Source organism: Brevundimonas sp. (assembly GCF_036405315.1).
GTDB lineage: Bacteria > Pseudomonadota > Alphaproteobacteria > Caulobacterales > Caulobacteraceae > Brevundimonas.
In genome coordinates this window covers 13,652-29,702 of sequence record NZ_DASWXW010000148.1, presented here as the reverse complement: position 1 = coordinate 29,702, position 16,051 = coordinate 13,652, and the positions used below count along the sequence as shown (strand labels likewise).

Sequence of the window (16,051 nt, the reverse complement as noted above, 5' to 3'; positions counted from 1 at the left end):
ACCATGCTGCTGACGGACCGCAACTTCGGCACCAGCTTCTTCGATCCGGCCGGCGGCGGCGACCCGGTGATGTACCAGCACCTGTTCTGGTTCTTCGGCCACCCCGAAGTCTACATCATGATCCTGCCGGGCTTCGGCATCATCTCGCACATCGTCTCGACCTTCTCGAAGAAGCCGATCTTCGGCTACCTCGCCATGGCCTACGCCATGGTCGCCATCGGCTTCATCGGCTTCATCGTGTGGGCGCACCACATGTACACCGTGGGCATGAGCATCAACCTGCGCGCCTACTTCGTGGCCGCGACGATGATCATCGCCGTGCCGACGGGCGTGAAGATCTTCAGCTGGATCGCCACCATGTGGGGTGGCTCCATCACCTTCAAGACGCCCATGCTGTGGGCGATGGGCTTCATCTTCCTGTTCACCCTCGGCGGCGTGACCGGCGTGGTCCTGTCGAACGCCGGCATCGACTACAGCCTGCACGACACCTACTACGTCGTGGCCCACTTCCACTACGTGCTGTCGCTGGGCGCCGTCTTCTCGATCTTCGCGGGCTTCTACTACTGGTTCGAGAAGATGTTCGGCGTGAAGTACAACGAGTTCCTCGGCGCGACCCACTTCTGGATCATGTTCGTCGGCGTGAACCTGGTCTTCTTCCCGCAGCACTTCCTGGGTCTGCAGGGCATGCCGCGTCGTTACATCGACTATCCGGAAGCCTACACCTACTGGAACCAGATCTCGTCGCTCGGCTACCTGATCACCGTCGTCGGCGTCGCCGTCTTCCTGGTCATGCTGCTGGAAGCCGCCGTTCGTCGTCGCAAGGGCGAGGCCAATCCGTGGGGCGAAGGCGCCACCACCCTGGAGTGGACCCTCTCGTCGCCCCCGCCGCACCACCAGTTCAACGAACTGCCGGTGGTCAAGGCGGACAACCACTGACCCGAACCGGATAACCCTTGAGAGGCCGCCCTTTCGTCACCGGAAGGGCGGCCTTCGGCTTTTTATGACCATGACCGACCGCCCCACCCGCGAGACCCCGCTCGTCACGACCGCCCAGCCGGAAGACTTCTTCCAGCTGCTCAAGCCGCGCGTCATGTCGCTGGTGGTCTTCACCGCCGTGACCGGCCTGGTGGTCGCGCCGGGCCAGCCCAACTTCCTTCTGGCCGCCATCGCGGTGCTGTGCATCGCCGTGGGGGCAGGGGCCGCCGGCGCGCTGAACATGGCGCTGGAGGGCGAGACCGACGCCCTGATGCGGCGCACGCGCGGACGTCCTGTCGCGGCGGGCCGCGTCCGGAAAAATGATGCGATGGCCTTCGGCGTGGTCCTGTCGATCTTCTCGGTCATGCTGCTGGGCATGACGACAAACTGGCTGGCCGGGGGCCTGCTGGCCCTGACCATCGTCTACTACGCCGGATTCTACACCCTGCTGCTCAAGCGCCGGACGCCCCAGAACATCGTCATCGGCGGCGCCGCGGGCGCCTTCCCGCCAGTAATCGGCTGGGCCGCTGTCACGGGCGACGCGCCCTGGCAGGCCTGGCTGCTGTTCCTGATCATCTTCCTGTGGACCCCGCCGCACTCCTGGGCGCTGGCCCTCTATTCGGCCGGCGACTACGCCAAGGCCGGCATTCCGATGATGCCGGTGGCGCGCGGCGCCAAGTCGACCCGCCTGCAGATCCTGATCTACACCCTGATCTTCGTGCCGGTGGCCATCGCTCCGGCCTTCCTGGGCCTGGGCGGCGTGGTCTATCTGGCGGTTTCGATCGCCGGCGGGCTGTTCTTCCTGGCCCTGGCGGTGCGCCTGTGGCGCTCGCGCGCGGGCGACCAGCCGGACAAGGCCGAGGCGGTGGGGCGAGAGGCCGCATTGTATGATGTCCGGGCCGAGGCCAAACCGGCCCGCAACCTGTTCGCCTTCTCCATCCTGTATCTGATGGCGCTGTTCTCGGCCCTCCTGGTCGAGCAGTTGCCGGGCCTGGGAGCCTGACCGCGTGACCCGTCCGAATTTCGTCAAACTGACCGAAGAACAAGTGCGCGCGCGCAAGCGCCGCAACGTCGCCATCGCCCTGGGCCTGGTCGGCTTCATCGTCCTGGTCTTCATCGTCACCGTCGCGAATCTTCAGCGCAACACCGAGGCCCGCAAGGCGGCCGAGGCCGCCGCCGCCGCGACTGTCGAGCGCGCTGATCCTGCTCTGCCCGCCCCCGCCTCGGAGGCCTCGGTCGCGGAGCCGACGCCGTGAAGGACCGCAAGAACCTCGTCGCCCTGATCTGCGCCGCGGTGGTCATGGGCATGACCGGCGCGGCCTTCGCCGCCGTGCCGCTGTATCGCCTCTTCTGTCAGGTGACGGGCTTCGACGGCACGGTGAAGAAGGCCGAGGCGGCGCCGACGCAGGTTCTCGACCAGAGCGTCCTGATCCGTTTCGACACCAACGTCCGCAACCTGCCGATGACCTTCAAGGCCGAGCAGGTCAGCCAGCGGGTGCGAATCGGCGAAACGGGCATGGCCTATTTCAGCGTGACCAACACCTCGGATCAGCCGATCCACGCCACGGCGGCCTACAACGTCGTGCCCGAGCGGGCCGGACCCTACTTCCAGAAGCTGCAGTGCTTCTGCTTCGAGGGGCAGGAAATCGGCCCGGGCGAAACCAAGGAATTCCCCGTCCAGTACTTCGTGGCGCCCGAGATCGCCACCGACGCCGAGTCCAAGGGCGTGCGCGAAATCACCCTCAGCTACACCTTCTTCCCCACCAAGGGGTTCGAGCAGGCCGCTTCCGGCCAATCCCCTACTGGCAAAGCGGGATAGCGGGCGCTATAGCCCCTGTTATAACGATCTCTCGCCTTAATTCAGAGACCCTGGAATGGCCGACGCGCACGCGAAACCGCAACACGACTACCACCTGGTGGACCCGAGCCCCTGGCCGCTGATCTCGTCCATGGCCTCCGTGGTCATGTTCGTCGGCGCGGTTATGTGGATGAAGGGCCTGTTCGGCCTGCCGGAAGGCACCAAGTACGTCTTCTTCGCTGGTCTGGCGGGCGTGCTCTACGCCATGTTCGGCTGGTGGTCGGACGTGATCAAGGAATCCAAGAAGGGCGACCACACCCCGGTCGTCTCGATCGGCCTGCGCTACGGCATGGTGCTGTTCATCGCCTCGGAGGTGATGTTCTTCGTCGCCTTCTTCTGGATGTTCTTCGACATGGCGATCTTCAATGAATCGCGCGCCATCATCCCGGAAGTCGGCAACTGGATGGACACGGGCAAGGCCTGGTCGACCTGGCCGCCCAAGGGCGTCGAACTGCTGGATCCCTGGGGCCTGCCGCTGCTGAACACCGTCATCCTGCTGCTGTCGGGCACGACCGTGACCTGGGCGCACCATGCGCTGCAAGTCGGCGACCGCAAGGCCGCCAAGCTGGGTCTGCTGATCACCGTCCTGCTGGGCGTGCTGTTCACCGGCGTTCAGGCCTACGAGTATCAGCACATCCTGCACGAGCACCTGTTCTTCAACGAGGCCGCCGCCAACTCGAAGCTCTATGGCTCGATCTTCTTCATGGCCACCGGCTTCCACGGCTTCCACGTCGCCGTCGGCACCATCTTCCTGGCCGTCTGCCTGCTGCGCCTGCAAGCGGGCCAGATGACCCCGCAGAAGCACTTCGGCTTCGAAGCCGCCGCCTGGTACTGGCACTTCGTGGACGTGGTCTGGCTGTTCCTGTTCGCCTTCGTCTACGTCACCTTCGGGTGAAGCTGAGCGAACCAGCCACTGCACTTCAAACGGCGCGGGACGAACAGTCCCGCGCCGATTTGCTTGGCGGGCAGGCGATCAGAGCCGGGGTCCTGGGCCGCTGCCCCAACTGCGGGCAGGGGCGGCTGTTTCAGGGCTTTCTCAAGGTCCGCCCGACGTGCGAGGCCTGCGGCTATGACCTGGCCTCGGTTGAGACGGGGGACGGGGCCGCCACCTTCATCATGCAGATCGCCGGCTTCCTGGTCGGCTTTACGGCCCTGGCGGTCGAGATCGCCTGGCATCCCCCCATCTGGCTGCACCTGATCATCTGGCTGCCGCTGGTTACGGCCCTGGCCCTGGGCCTGATGCGCCCCGGCAAGGGATTGATGACCGCCCTGCAGATGCTGCGAACTCGAGACCCGAAATGACCGCTGCCGCTCGTCCGCGCTTCCCTGTCGTCCTGACCGTTCTCGCCGTCCTGCTGCTGGGCGTCCTGCTGGCGCTGGGCGTCTGGCAGGTGCAGCGGATGCAGTGGAAGGAGGGCCTGATCGACGGGGCCGAGGCCGCCGCCGACAAGCCGCCTGTGCCGTTGGCCGAGGCGCTGAAGGCCGGGAACCCCGAGTTCCGCCGCGTGATCCTGACCTGCCGCGGCCTGTCGGCGGCGCCCTTCGTCGAGCTTCAGTCGATCGAGAACAGCGACGCGGGCGTGCGTCTGGTCTCGGCCTGCGCGGTCGAAGGCGGTCCGACCCTGCTGGTCGATCGCGGCTTCGTCTCCGCCGAGGTCTCGGCCCGCCCGCCGGTCAATGCGGCCGACGCCATGCCGGTCGTCATCGCCGGCGTCCTGCGCCGCGCCCCGGCCCCCAGCGCCCTGACCCCGCCGCCCGCCGAGGGCCGCTTCTACGGCCGCGACGCCGAGGCCATGGCCCGCGCCCTGAAGGTCGAGGGGCCGATCGCGACCTTCACCGTCTTCGCCACGACCTCGACCAATCCCGACTGGGCCGCGCTGAAGCCCTCGGCGCCGCCCGCCGCCTTTTCGAACAACCACCTCGGCTACGCCCTGACCTGGTTCGGTCTCGCCGCCGCCCTGATCGCCTTCTATGTGGTGCTGCTGCGCCGCCGCATGACCCGCAAGGACACCGCATCCTGACCGCTCGCCTTCACACCTTGTCCAACGGCGTCCGCGTCGTCTGCGACCCCATGCCCGGTCTGCGGACCTTCGCTCTGACCGTCGCCGTGCGCGGCGGGGCGCGGATGGAGGACGAGGCCCGCTCCGGCTGGTCGCACTTGCTGGAGCACCTGGTGTTCAAGGGCGCCGGCGACATGGGGGCGCGCGACATCGTAGAGCGGATCGAGGCCGAGGGCGGCTCGATCAACGCCGCCACCGGCTATGAGCGCACCAGCTTTGAGATCCGCGCCCTGCACGGCTCCTTGCCTCTGGCCATGCAGATCGTCTCGGACCTGGTCTTCCGGCCCACGCTCGATTCCGCCGAGATCGTCCGCGAAAAGGATGTCGTGGCCCAGGAGATCGCCGAGGCCTTCGACACCCCCGACGATCACGTCTTCGAAATGGCCCAGACGCGGGCCTATGCGGGCCAGGCCCTGGGTCGGCCCATCCTCGGCACGGTCGAGAGCCTGAAAGCCGCCGATCGCGCCGCCGTGGCCGACTGGCGCGCCCGGCTTTATTCGCCCGACCGCATGGTGGTCGCCGTGTCCGGCGCGGTGGACGAGAACGAACTGCTGGCCCTGGCCGAGCAATGGTTCGGTCAGGAAGCGGCGACCCCGCTGGACGCCCTGGCGCCCGCCGTCTTCGTCGGCGGCGAGGCGAAGCTGACGCGCAAGATCGAACAGGCCAATCTGGTCTTCCAACTGCCGTCGATGAGCGCGCTGGACCCGCGCCTGCCGGCCCTGCGCCTGTTCACCGAAATCCTCGGCGGCGGCATGGCCTCGCGCCTGTTCCAGAGCGCACGCGAGGCCCGGGGTCTGGCCTACGCCATCGACGCCTATCAGGAGGCCTATGAGGACGCCGGTCTGCTCGGCATCTATGCCGGCGCGGCCGCCGACCGCGCGGTCGAACTGGCCCAGGTCAGCGCCGCCGAACTGCTGGACCTAGCCGAAAAGGGCCCGAGCGACGCCGAACTGTCACGCGCCAAGGCCGTGCTGAACGCCACCCTGTGGATGGCTGACGAAAGTCCCGCCAGCCGGGCCGGCCGCAACGCCGCCCAGACCCTCATTTTCGGCGCGCCGGTGTCGTCCGAGGACAGCGCCGCCCGCATCCTGGCCCAGAGCGGCGACGATCTGCGCGCCGTCGGCCGCGACATGGCCTCGGCCGGACGCTCGGCCACGGCCGTTCTCGGTCCTAGGGCGGCTTCGCTTGCGGGGGCGGCCTTCGCCGCGCGTCTGGCCGGTCGTTAAGTCGTGGCTGGCGTCGGCGACGCTTCGCGCTAATCTGCCGCCATGGCCCTGTTCGACTGGATGGCCGAGGCGACCGGACCCGTCCTGCATGGACAGGGGGTCTTGCTGCGTCCGCCGCGGCCTTCGGACTATGCGGAATGGGCTGAACTGCGCGGTGGGTCGCGCGACTATCTTCAGCCGTGGGAGCCCGCCTGGGCCGAGGATGACCTGACCCGGGCGGCGTTTCGCCGGCGTCTGGGCGTCTATGCCCGAGAAATGGAGCTGGGCACGGCCTGGCCCCTGTTCATCTTCGACCCTGATGAAGAGACCCTGATGGGGGCTATGACCCTATCGAACATCCGGCGCGGCGTGGCCGAGACGGGAACCCTCGGCTACTGGGTCGGCCAGCCCCATGCGGGGCGGGGCGTGGGGACGGCGGCGGCGCGGGCCATGCTGGGCTTCGCCTTCAGGACGCTGAAGTTGCACCGGGTTGAGGCCGCCTGCGTGCCGTCCAACGACGCTTCGCGTCGCGTCCTCGAAAAGGCCGGCTTCAGGCACGAGGGATTGGCGAAAGCTTATTTGAAAATTAACGGCGCATGGGCAGATCATCTGCTGTTCGGCGTCATCGAGGACGAGTTCGTCCCTGACCCGGTCGCGTCTAGTCTTGGCATCCGGGAAACGCTTTGAACACACGATCCAGAGCACTGGCCTGGGACCCGACGACGGCGATCGAGGCGCTGGCCGCCGCCGACGCCGCCTTGTGGATCTGGACCCCGGCCGACGACCAGATACGCTTTACCGGCGCGACCCGCTCGCTGGGGCTCGGCCCGCTGGCGCCGGAATGTTCGGGCGCCGCCTTCGCCGCCCTGGCCATGCCTCAAGACCGCGCCCTGGCCGACCGCCTGCTGAAGCCCCAGGCCGAAGGCACCGAGATCGCCGTGCGCCTGCGGATGCGCGGCTGCGAGACCTGCCTGTGGCGTGGCGTCTGGCTCGAGGACGGCCTGCGCGCGGCCGGCGTCGTGGCGCTGGAGACCAAGTTCGCCGGCGCCGACCGGGACACGCTGACCGGCCTGCTGGACCGTCGCACCTTTCTGGTGCGCGCGGCCGAAACCTTGGCCGTGCCGGGGCAGTACGAACTGGTGGTGGCCGACGTCGACCGGCTGCGTCGTCTGAACGAGGCTCTGGGGCATGAACGCGCCGATCTGGTGCTGTCGGCGCTGGGCTCGCGATTGTCAGGGGCCTTCGCCCAGGACAGCTCGCCCGCCCGCATCGGCGAGGACGAGTTCGCCATCCTGACGCGGCGCGGCGCCACCGGGGCCAGCGAACTGGTGCGCGAGGCGCTGGAGCAGCCGCTGCGGGTCGCCGGCTTCGACATCTACCCGACCGTATCCATCGGCGCCGTCGCGGCCGAGGGCGGGCCGGACGCACCCGATCCCGCCGAACTGCTGCGTCGGGTCGAACTGGCGGTCGAGCAGGCCAAGTCGGCCGGGCGGGGCGGGGCGGCGGCCTATGGCCGGGCGCTGGAGTCCGACAGCCTGTCGCGGCTGGCGCTGGAGGCGGACCTGCGCAACGCCTTCGTGCGCGGCGAGATCGAGGCCTTCTATCAGCCGATCGTCAACCTCGATAGCGGCGCGGTCGCCGGGTTCGAGGCCCTGGTGCGCTGGCGCCATCCCCGACGCGGCCTGGTGCCGCCGGACGAGTTCCTGACGCTGGCCGACGAAATGGGCCTGATGAACGAACTGGGCCTGTTGATGATGACCCAGGCGGCGCGCCAGCTGGCGGAATGGCTGCAGCGCCACCCCAGCGCCGGCAAGCTGTTCTGCAGCGTCAACCTGTCGGTCGGCGAGATCGAGCGGCCGCATCTGGTCGAGGACGTGGCCCGCATCATCAAGGAGACCGGCCTGCCGCGCGGCGCGCTGAAGCTGGAAGTCACCGAGGGCGACATCATGCGCGACACGGCGCACGCCGCCGAGGTCCTGACCCAGTTGCGCGAGGCCGGGGCCAGCCTGGCGCTGGACGACTTCGGCACCGGCTTCTCGTCCCTGTCGTATCTGGCGCGTCTGCCCTTCGACACGCTGAAGATCGACCGCTACTTCGTTCTGACGATGGACAAGGACGAAGGCTCGGCCAAGATCGTCAAATCGGTCGTCAATCTGGGCCGCGACCTGTCGCTGGAGGTCGTCGCCGAGGGGGTGGAGAACGCCGGTCTGGCGCGCCTGCTGCTGGACGCCAGCTGCCACTATGGTCAGGGCTTCGGCTATGCGCCCGCCCTGCCGGCCCAGGAAGCCGAGGTCTATCTGAACGAATCCCTTGCTGACGGCGCCGCGCCGATCAAGGCGCGGTCGGCCTGAGGGGTCAGGCTCGACCGCTCTGGGCCGACAGGCGGGCGGCGTCGACGCCCAGTCCCGCCAGAGCCCGGCTCCACTTGGTCTGATAGTCGGCGTCGAAGATCAGCTCGGGATCGGCGTCGGCGGTCAGCCAGACGTTCTCGCCCAGTTCCTCCTCCAATTGCCCCTCGCCCCATCCGGCGTAGCCCAGCAGCAGGATGGACTGGCGCGGCCCGTCCTCGGCGTCGGTCATGGCCGTCAGGGCCTCGCGCGTTCCGGTCATGGCCAGGCCGTCGCCGAAGGTCAGGGTGGAGTCCTCGCTGGCCCAGTCGTCAGTGTGCAGGACGAAGCCGCGTTCGCGCTCCACCGGGCCGCCGATCAGCACCGAGCGGTCCTGCATGGCGTCGGAGCCCGGCGTGTCCAGCTTCTTGAGCACTTCGGACAGCGAGACGCCGGGCGCCGGCTGATCCAGCCGCAGCCCCATGGCGTGCTCGTCGTCGTGGGCGCAGATCAGGATGACGGCGTGGCGGAAGCGATCGTCGTCGATGCCCGGCATCGCCACCAGAAGACGCCCGGTCAGGGGGGAGAAGGCGGTCATGTTCCTATCATCGGGGGATGAGGCCCCCGGCGCAAGATGCGGCGCAAGCGTCGAGACGACGCGGCCCGCCTTGGCGATCGCCTCGACGCTCTCTATCTGACGGTTGAACGCCGCCCGGATTCCCCGGGCCTTCAGCCCGGAGCCTCCGCATGACCATCCAGATCGGCGACCGCATCCCCGACGCGACCCTGACCACCATGACCGCCGACGGCCCCAAGCCGGTCAGCACCAGCGAGCTGTTCGCCGGCAAGACCGTGGCCCTGTTCGCCGTGCCGGGCGCCTTCACCCCGACCTGCTCGGCCCGTCACCTGCCGGGTTATGTCGATAACCGCGCCGACCTGGCCGCCAAGGGCATCGACACCGTCGCCTGCCTGTCGGTCAACGACGCCTTTGTCATGGGCGCCTGGGCCCAGGCCAACGACCTGAACGGCACGGACGACATCATCATGCTGGCCGACGGCAACGGCGACTTCACCCGCAGCGTCGGCCTGGCCCTGGACGCCAAGGGTTTCGGCATGGGCGAGCGTTCGCAACGCTATTCCATGCTGGTCAAGGACGGCGTGGTCGACCAGCTGAACATCGAACAGGGCGGCGAGTTCAAGGTGTCCTCGGCCGAGCACCTGCTGGCCCAGCTCTGATCCGGTCTGTCATGGGCTGAACCATGACGGACGTCTTCACCCCGGAAAAACGCAGCGCGGTCATGCGCCGGGTGAAGGGGCGCGATACCGCGCCCGAATGGAAGGTCCGGCGGATGCTGCGCGCCGCCGGGATCGGCTACCGTCTGGGCGGCTGCGGCCTGCCCGGACGGCCCGACGTGGTGATGAAGGGGCGCAAGGTCGCCGTCTTCGTCCACGGCTGTTTTTGGCACGGCCACGACTGCCCGCGCGGCGCGCGAAAGCCCCAGGCCAACGCCGACTACTGGCGCAACAAGATCGAACGCAATCGCGCCCGCGACGCCCGTGTCGAGGCGGAGCTGACGGCCGCCGGCTGGCGGGTGCTGACCGTGTGGGAATGTCGCCTGCGTCAGCCTGGTTTCGCGGAGGCCTTATTGGCCGAGATCAGGGACGATCAGGCCGCCGCGCTCTCGGCGGCGTCAGCGGCCTCGCTCAGCACCTGAGACAGGGCGCCCAGCAGGGATCCGGGCGTCAGGGGCTTGGACACGAAATAGTTCATGCCGGCGGCGGTGCAGGCGGCGATGTCCTCGGGCGCGGTGTCGGCGGTGACGGCGATGACCGGGGTCGCGGCGTTGACGCCGCCCGCCGCGCGCAGGCGACGCGTGGTCTCGCGACCGTCCAACTCGGGCATCCGCACATCCATGAAGATGACGTCGAAGGGCGCGCCTTCACAGGCCTGGAGCGCGGCTAGACCATCCTCGGCCATGGCGATCTCGCAGTCCACCGATTGAAGGATCAACTGGATGGCGCGCCGGTTGATGGCGTGGTCGTCCACGACCAGAACCCGCAGCGGGCGCTCGCCGTCCGACGCGGGCGCGTCCTCGGCGGTCGCGCCGGCGAGGGCTTCCGGTTGCAGCTCCGGTTCCGGCGTCGGCGGCGCGGCGGGCGCGGCGCGGGGCAGGGGCTTGGCGACCAGACCGCGCGCCTCGGGCGTCAGGGCGGTCTGGATCTCCGCGCTCGAACCGCGCGGCAGGACCAGGGAGATGGTGAAGACGGCGCCTTCGCCCGGCGCGCTGCGCACGGTCAGGCGTCCGCCCATCAACTGGATCAGATCGCGGCTGATCGCCAGTCCCAGGCCCGATCCTCCGTAGAGGGCGGCCACGCCGTCGGTCGTCTGGTCGTAGGGGGTGAACAGGCGGGCCAGCTGATCGGCGCTCATGCCGGGGCCCGTGTCGGCCACGTTGATCAACAGCACATGGGCGCCATGCTCGTCCGGCCAGGCCTGAAGACCCAGGGTGATCGATCCCGCCTCGGTGAATTTCATCGCGTTGGAGATCAGGTTGTTCAGCACCTGACGCAGCCGCATGGCGTCGCCCCGCACCATGCGCGGCAAGGTCCGGGCGCCCGCCAGGCGCAGGCGCAGACCCTTGGCCCGCGCCGGGCCGGCCCACAGGCGGGCCGTCTGGGACAGCAATTGCCGCAGGTCGAAGTCGCGGCTTTCGACGTTCATGCGCCCGGCGTCGAGCCGAGCATGATCCAGAAGGTCGTCCAGCATGGCCTTCATCATCAGACCGGCGTCGGTGATCAGGGCGATCTGCTGGCGCGCCGAGGCGGGCTTGGCGGCGTTCTCGAGCTCGCTGGCGCCGGTCAGGATGGCGCTGATCGGGGTGCGCAGGTCGTGACCGACCGCCGCGAGGAAGGCGCTGCGGTTCGTCATGGCGGTCTCCGCCTCTTCGCGCTTGACCTCGGCGTCCAGGCGCGCGCGGCTTTCAGCCACGCCGACGCGGAAGATATGACGGCGCGTGTTCAGGCAGAAGACGGTGTAGGACAGGACGCCGATGGCGACGGCGGTGACGAAGTGGGGCGGCGCGCCCCACTGGATCATGAACAGCGGCGTGACGGCCAGATAGGCCAGCTGCGGAAGCACGGTGCAGGCGAAGACCCGCATTGAGCCTGACGACATGACCACCGAATTGACCGTGCCGGCCGACAGGAAGACGGCCGCCGCCACGCCGCCCATCGGGCCGCCGACCAGCCACAAGGGGATGGTCAGACTGCCCAGGAAACCGGCGTTGAGGACCAGCACCAGGTCGCCGGCCAGTCCGCGCCACCCGGTCGGCGCCTTGATCCGGCCCGCGACCACGGGTGCGAAGATCGCCGCCTCGAGGAACTGGATCAGAAAATAGACCGCCAGCCAGGCTGCGCTGAACACCCAGCCCAGCACCGGACTGAACACCAACGCCGTCGCCGCGCCCATGACGAGGCGTTGCAGCATCGACTTGCGTCGCTGGCGAATGGCGGGCGCCCATACGGTCAGGGCGTCGGCGGCGGTTTGCGTCATGCGTCCTTCCGAGCAGGCGGAGTTCCGCCGATCGAGAGGATGATGCGCGGTTTGCCCTAATGCTCCGTCAACGGCCCGCGCCGACCGCTTCGGACAGCGAGGCGAAGCCTTCGGCCCGCAGACGCGCGGCCAGGTCGCGCTTGATCGCCCCGATCAGACCCGGCCCCTCGTAGATGAGGGCGGAATAGACCTGCACCGCCGAGGCGCCGGCGCGGATGCGCGCCCAGGCGTCGGCGCCGCTCTCGATGCCGCCCACCGCGATCAGCGGCAGACGTCCGGCCGAGGCCTCTGCGGCGGCTTCCAGCGCCTTCTGGGCGAAGGGCTTGAGCGGCGCGCCCGACAGACCCCCGGCCTCGCCGGCGAAGGCGGATTTCAGCGAGGCCGGCCGTTCCAGGGTGGTGTTGGACACGATCAGGGCGTCGATTTCATGCGCGATCGAGGCCTCGACGATCATGCCGATCTCTTCGCCGATCAGGTCCGGCGCGATCTTCAGGAAGACGGGCGCGCCCTCGGCCGGTCGGGCCTCGTTGATCCGGCCCAGCAGGTCGTCCAGCGCCTCGCGCCCCTGCAGGGCGCGCAGGCCCGGCGTATTGGGCGAGGAGATGTTGATGGTGAAATAGTCGGCCAGACCCGCCAGACGATTGAGGCCTGTCACGTAGTCGGCCGCCTTGTCCTCGGTGTCCTTGTTGGCCCCCAGATTGGCGCCGATGGCGGTGCGCCTGGGCCGGCGCGACAGACGCGCGGCGAAGGGCTCCAGCCCCTCGTTGTTGAAGCCCATGCGGTTGATGATTGCTCGGTCCTCGGACAGGCGGAACAGGCGCGGCTTGGGATTGCCCGGTTGCGTGCGCGGCGTGACCGAGCCGCATTCCACCGCGCCGAAGCCGAGGCGCGACAGGCCCTCCAGCGCCTCGCCGTTCTTGTCCAGCCCGGCGGCCAGGCCGACGGGGTTGGACATCTCGAGGCCGGCGATGCGGGTCTTCAGGATGGGATCGTCGCCGCCCGGCGCGGGCAGGGGCGTGACCTGAAGCGCGCGGATGGCCAGCCGGTGCGCAGTCTCGGGATCCATCTGGCGCAGGATGACGGCGCCGAGGTCGGTCAGGCTCATGGATTTTCGCTCAGGATCATGTCGCCGTCGGCGCTGACCGCCAGGGCGCGCGCGCCGCGCGTCGCCGCGACGGGCAGGGGGCCGTAGATATGGGGAAACAGGGCGCCGCCGCGCGACGGCTCCCAGACCAGGGTCTCGCCCAGGGCCTCCAGATCGACCTCGACCAGCATCAGGTCGTCCTGACCTGCGTAATGCTTGGCGGCGGTTCCGGCCAACTGGTCGGCGGCGGACAGGTGGATATAGCCGTCGGCGTGATCGACGGGCGAGCCGTCATAGGCGCCCTCGGCCAGGGTCAGACGCCAGTCGGCGCGGCTCAGGATCTTGAAAGCCGTGGTCGGCGGGGCGTCGGTCATTTTTCCAGATCGTGCGGGGTCAACCAGCCCTCATAGGAAGGGCGACCGGCGACATCGACGGTGAAGATCGCCGCCGCTCCGGTGGGGAAGCCGCCGCTCATCTTGTCCAGAACGCTGGGCGAGGCGGCGCTCTCGATCAGGTATTCGACCGCCAGTTGGTGCACGCCGGGATTGTGGGCCACCAGCAGCAGGCAGCCGGCCTCGTCCTCTGCGGCCTCGACCGCGCGACGCAGCGTGTCCGCCGAAGCGTTGTAGAGGGCGGGCAGAAGATGAACCTCGACGTCGCCCATGGCTTCGCTGACCGCGTCCCAGGTCTGGTGCGTGCGGCGCGCGCTGGACACCAGGGCGGTGTCGGGACGCAGACCGCGTTCGGCCAGCGCCCGGCCCATGGTCAGGGCGTCGTCCTTGCCGTGTCTGGACAGGGGGCGGTCGATGTCGCCGCCCGGGGCGCTCTTCTCCGCCTTGGCGTGGCGCATGATGATCAGTCGCTGCATGGGGCTCGCCTTAAGGCCGTTTGCGCTCGCCGACCAGAGCATGGGCGGGCGGTCCGTGGTCACGCGAGGCGGGCGAGGGGGTCAGGGCGGGGCGTCCCGCCAGCACCGCCTGGGCCAGGCCGTGCGGCCGGATGCGGGCGTAGGACTGACGCGTGGCCTCCAGCATGATCAGGCCCGCCGCGCCGGGGAAGACCCAGCGGCCGATCTGCTCCAGTCCGTCGGCCAGCGGCAGCATGGGCCGCCACGGCGGGACGTAGAGGGCCTGGGACCAGGCGGCGGGCTCCAGCCCCACCTCGCGCACCAGCCGCTCCAGTTGGCTGCGGGTGAAGGGGCGGCCATGACCGAAGGGGGTGGTCTCGGCCCGCGCCCACAGGCCGCCGCGCGCCGCCGTGGCCAGGATGATCCGTCCGGCCGGGGCCAGGGCCCGCACCGCCTCGGTCAGCAGGGCCAGGGGATCGTCGGCTTCCTCCAGCGCATGAACCAGCAGGATGCGGTCGAAGGTTCCGGCGGCGAAGGGCAGGCGTCTTTCATCGACCAGCAGGGTGCGGTTGCGTCCCGCCGCCGCCCACTGTTCGGCGCCCTGTGCGCCCGGCATGGCGGCGATGGCGCGCCGCGCCCCGACGAAACCGTCCAGCCAGGGCGTGGCGTAGCCCAGGCCCAGAACGTCGCAGCCTTCGGCCTCGCCCCAGGCGTCGTCCAGACGTCGCGCCAGCATGCGCCGCACCAGCGCGCCGGTCGGCTCGCCGTAGAAGGTGCGAAGATCGTCGATGCTGCGCCGCATAGGAGCATTATGGCTGAAATCGCGGGGAATGTCGGCCCTTCCTCCTCCAATCCATCTGCGGGGATGAGCGGGTCTTGATGGGCGCGCGCCGCTCACTTGCCTGCTAGAATGGCGCTCATGACCTTGACCGTGCGCCAGTTCGCCTGCCTGTCCGACAACTACGGCTTCCTGATCCGCGACGAGGCGACGGGCCTGGTCGCCGCCGTGGACACGCCGGACGCCGAGGCCGTCCTGGCCGAGATCGAGGCGTCGGGCTGGGGCCGGCTGGACCTGATCCTCAACACCCACTGGCACCCCGACCACACCGGCGGCAACGAGCGGCTGAAGGCCGAGACGGGCTGCGAGATCGTGGGCCCCGAGGAGGTGCGCCGCGCCGCGCCTCTGGACCGCGTCGTGGTCGACGGCGACGTGGTTCGGCTGGGGCAGACCGCGTTCGAGGTGGTGCTGTCGCCTGGCCACACCCTGGGCCACGTCGTCTATCGCGCGGTCGAGGACGACCTGGCCTTCGTCGGCGACGTCATCTTCGCCCTGGGCTGCGGCCGCCTGTTCGAGGGCACGGCCGAGCAGATGCGGGACAGTCTCAGCCGCATCGCCGCCTGGCCCGAAACGACCACGCTCTATTGCGCCCACGAATACACGGCCTCCAACGCCCGCTTCGCCCTCAGCCTCGACGACCGGCCCGAGATGCGGACCCACGCCGAGGCCGTCTTCGCCGCCCGCGAACGCGGTCAGCCGACGGTGCCGACCACGGTGGCGACGGAGCGCCGCTTCAACCCCTTCCTGCGCGCCGCCGACGCCGCCGACTTCGCCGCCCGGCGCGCGGCCAAGGACGGGTTCCGGGGTTAGGCGCCCTTCGCCTTTCCGTCGATCAGGACGGCCTGCTGCCAGCGGCTGGGCGCCTTGTCGGTGCGGTGGATGCAGCCGACCCAGCAGCAGGGGCGCTTCTTGCCCTCCAGCAGTTCCTCGACCGCGCGCTCGATCCGGCGCTGGCGCGTCTTGGCCTGCTTGGCGTCCTCCACCCAGCAGATGAACTCGTTGCGCCCCAGCGGCGTCAGGGCCTTCCACAGGTCGAAGACCGCGGGATCCGCCCGCAAGGCCGCCTGAAGATCCGCGCCCGCCTCATGGACGACGCCCTGCGGAAAATCGCTCGCCATGAAGCCTCCGAGTTATGCAGCCAGTCGCCGTCCTCAGAGCTTGTTCGCGGGCCGACAGAATGTCCACTGCCGGTCGTGAAGCGCGGGTCGCCTAAGGGTGGTTAGAGGACATTGGCTATCGGTCCCGCTGTATCTCGGCGCGACAGCAGCAAACGAAAATGGTGATGTTGGCATAGGCCATGCCCA

The 16,051-nt window shown here is 69.1% G+C and carries 20 protein-coding genes; 13 read left to right on the top strand and 7 right to left on the bottom strand.

Annotation, left to right across the window (positions count from 1 at the left end):
• The 10 genes from VGE49_RS09205 to VGE49_RS09160 form a co-directional block, all read left to right on the top strand.
• Window positions 1-936: cbb3-type cytochrome c oxidase subunit I (locus tag VGE49_RS09205; RefSeq protein WP_331034259.1), on the top strand; the 936-nt coding region annotated here is incomplete at its 5' end.
• Window positions 937-1,000: 64 nt separating this feature from the next.
• Window positions 1,001-1,978, top strand: a complete 978-nt coding sequence (locus VGE49_RS09200; protein ID WP_331034258.1) for a heme o synthase — start codon at window positions 1,001-1,003, stop codon at window positions 1,976-1,978.
• A 4-nt stretch (window positions 1,979-1,982) separates the two neighbouring features.
• Window positions 1,983-2,231 carry a hypothetical protein gene (locus tag VGE49_RS09195; RefSeq protein WP_331034257.1) on the top strand — a complete coding sequence of 83 codons (249 nt, stop codon included), beginning with the start codon at window positions 1,983-1,985 and terminating at the stop codon, window positions 2,229-2,231.
• The gene (locus VGE49_RS09190; protein ID WP_331034256.1) at window positions 2,228-2,794 is read left to right on the top strand and encodes a cytochrome c oxidase assembly protein; all 567 of its coding nucleotides are present in this window, start codon (window positions 2,228-2,230) and stop codon (window positions 2,792-2,794) included. Before VGE49_RS09195 ends, VGE49_RS09190 begins: the two co-directional genes overlap by 4 nt.
• Window positions 2,795-2,849: 55 nt before the next feature.
• On the top strand, window positions 2,850-3,728 hold the full coding sequence (locus tag VGE49_RS09185; RefSeq protein ID WP_331034255.1) for a cytochrome c oxidase subunit 3: 879 nt from the start codon (window positions 2,850-2,852) through the stop codon (window positions 3,726-3,728).
• Between the two features lie 59 nt (window positions 3,729-3,787).
• The gene (locus VGE49_RS09180; protein WP_331034262.1) at window positions 3,788-4,135 is read left to right on the top strand and encodes a DUF983 domain-containing protein; all 348 of its coding nucleotides are present in this window, start codon (window positions 3,788-3,790) and stop codon (window positions 4,133-4,135) included.
• Window positions 4,132-4,854 (top strand): SURF1 family protein, encoded by a 723-nt coding sequence (locus VGE49_RS09175; protein ID WP_331034254.1) that lies wholly within the window; start codon window positions 4,132-4,134, stop codon window positions 4,852-4,854. Before VGE49_RS09180 ends, VGE49_RS09175 begins: the two co-directional genes overlap by 4 nt.
• 50 nt (window positions 4,855-4,904) lie before the next feature.
• Window positions 4,905-6,119 (top strand): M16 family metallopeptidase, encoded by a 1,215-nt coding sequence (locus VGE49_RS09170; RefSeq protein WP_331034261.1) that lies wholly within the window; start codon window positions 4,905-4,907, stop codon window positions 6,117-6,119.
• A 42-nt stretch (window positions 6,120-6,161) separates the two neighbouring features.
• Entirely contained in the window at window positions 6,162-6,785 is a 624-nt protein-coding gene (locus VGE49_RS09165) for a GNAT family N-acetyltransferase (RefSeq protein ID WP_331034253.1), read from the top strand.
• Entirely contained in the window at window positions 6,782-8,449 is a 1,668-nt protein-coding gene (locus tag VGE49_RS09160) for a putative bifunctional diguanylate cyclase/phosphodiesterase (RefSeq protein ID WP_331034252.1), read from the top strand. Before VGE49_RS09165 ends, VGE49_RS09160 begins: the two co-directional genes overlap by 4 nt.
• 4 nt (window positions 8,450-8,453) lie before the next feature.
• Here the strand turns inward: VGE49_RS09160 and VGE49_RS09155 are convergent, their stop codons facing one another.
• Entirely contained in the window at window positions 8,454-9,023 is a 570-nt protein-coding gene (locus VGE49_RS09155) for a YqgE/AlgH family protein (RefSeq protein ID WP_331034251.1), read from the bottom strand.
• A gap of 149 nt (window positions 9,024-9,172) precedes the next feature.
• Here VGE49_RS09155 and VGE49_RS09150 point away from each other — a divergent pair, with 149 nt between their 5' ends.
• Together VGE49_RS09150 and VGE49_RS09145 are read left to right on the top strand one after the other, a co-directional pair.
• Window positions 9,173-9,661, top strand: a complete 489-nt coding sequence (locus VGE49_RS09150) for a peroxiredoxin (RefSeq protein ID WP_331034250.1) — start codon at window positions 9,173-9,175, stop codon at window positions 9,659-9,661.
• A 23-nt stretch (window positions 9,662-9,684) separates the two neighbouring features.
• Entirely contained in the window at window positions 9,685-10,140 is a 456-nt protein-coding gene (locus VGE49_RS09145) for a very short patch repair endonuclease (protein ID WP_331034249.1), read from the top strand.
• Here the strand turns inward: VGE49_RS09145 and VGE49_RS09140 are convergent.
• The 5 genes from VGE49_RS09140 to VGE49_RS09120 form a co-directional block, all read right to left on the bottom strand.
• Window positions 10,092-11,978 (bottom strand): response regulator, encoded by a 1,887-nt coding sequence (locus VGE49_RS09140; protein ID WP_331034248.1) that lies wholly within the window; start codon window positions 11,976-11,978, stop codon window positions 10,092-10,094. The two genes, VGE49_RS09145 and VGE49_RS09140, sit on opposite strands and share 49 nt — an antisense overlap.
• A gap of 67 nt (window positions 11,979-12,045) precedes the next feature.
• Window positions 12,046-13,083: a quinone-dependent dihydroorotate dehydrogenase gene (locus VGE49_RS09135; protein WP_331034247.1), complete on the bottom strand. Its 1,038-nt coding sequence runs from the start codon at window positions 13,081-13,083 to the stop codon at window positions 12,046-12,048.
• Window positions 13,080-13,436 carry a DUF952 domain-containing protein gene (locus VGE49_RS09130; RefSeq protein WP_331034246.1) on the bottom strand — a complete coding sequence of 119 codons (357 nt, stop codon included), beginning with the start codon at window positions 13,434-13,436 and terminating at the stop codon, window positions 13,080-13,082. Before VGE49_RS09130 ends, VGE49_RS09135 begins: the two co-directional genes overlap by 4 nt.
• Entirely contained in the window at window positions 13,433-13,930 is a 498-nt protein-coding gene (locus VGE49_RS09125) for a SixA phosphatase family protein (protein WP_331034245.1), read from the bottom strand. The genes VGE49_RS09130 and VGE49_RS09125 overlap by 4 nt, the downstream gene beginning before the upstream one ends.
• A 10-nt stretch (window positions 13,931-13,940) precedes the next feature.
• Window positions 13,941-14,711: a class I SAM-dependent methyltransferase gene (locus VGE49_RS09120; protein WP_331034244.1), complete on the bottom strand. Its 771-nt coding sequence runs from the start codon at window positions 14,709-14,711 to the stop codon at window positions 13,941-13,943.
• A gap of 117 nt (window positions 14,712-14,828) precedes the next feature.
• Between VGE49_RS09120 and gloB the strand changes: the two genes are divergently transcribed.
• On the top strand, window positions 14,829-15,557 hold the full coding sequence (gloB, locus tag VGE49_RS09115; protein ID WP_331034243.1) for a hydroxyacylglutathione hydrolase: 729 nt from the start codon (window positions 14,829-14,831) through the stop codon (window positions 15,555-15,557).
• On the opposite strand, the gene VGE49_RS09110 is transcribed toward gloB, so the two are convergent.
• Window positions 15,554-15,865, bottom strand: coding sequence for a YdeI/OmpD-associated family protein (locus VGE49_RS09110; RefSeq protein ID WP_331034242.1), 312 nt, complete (start codon window positions 15,863-15,865; stop codon window positions 15,554-15,556). The genes gloB and VGE49_RS09110 overlap by 4 nt on opposite strands.
• Window positions 15,866-16,051 lie beyond the last annotated feature (186 nt).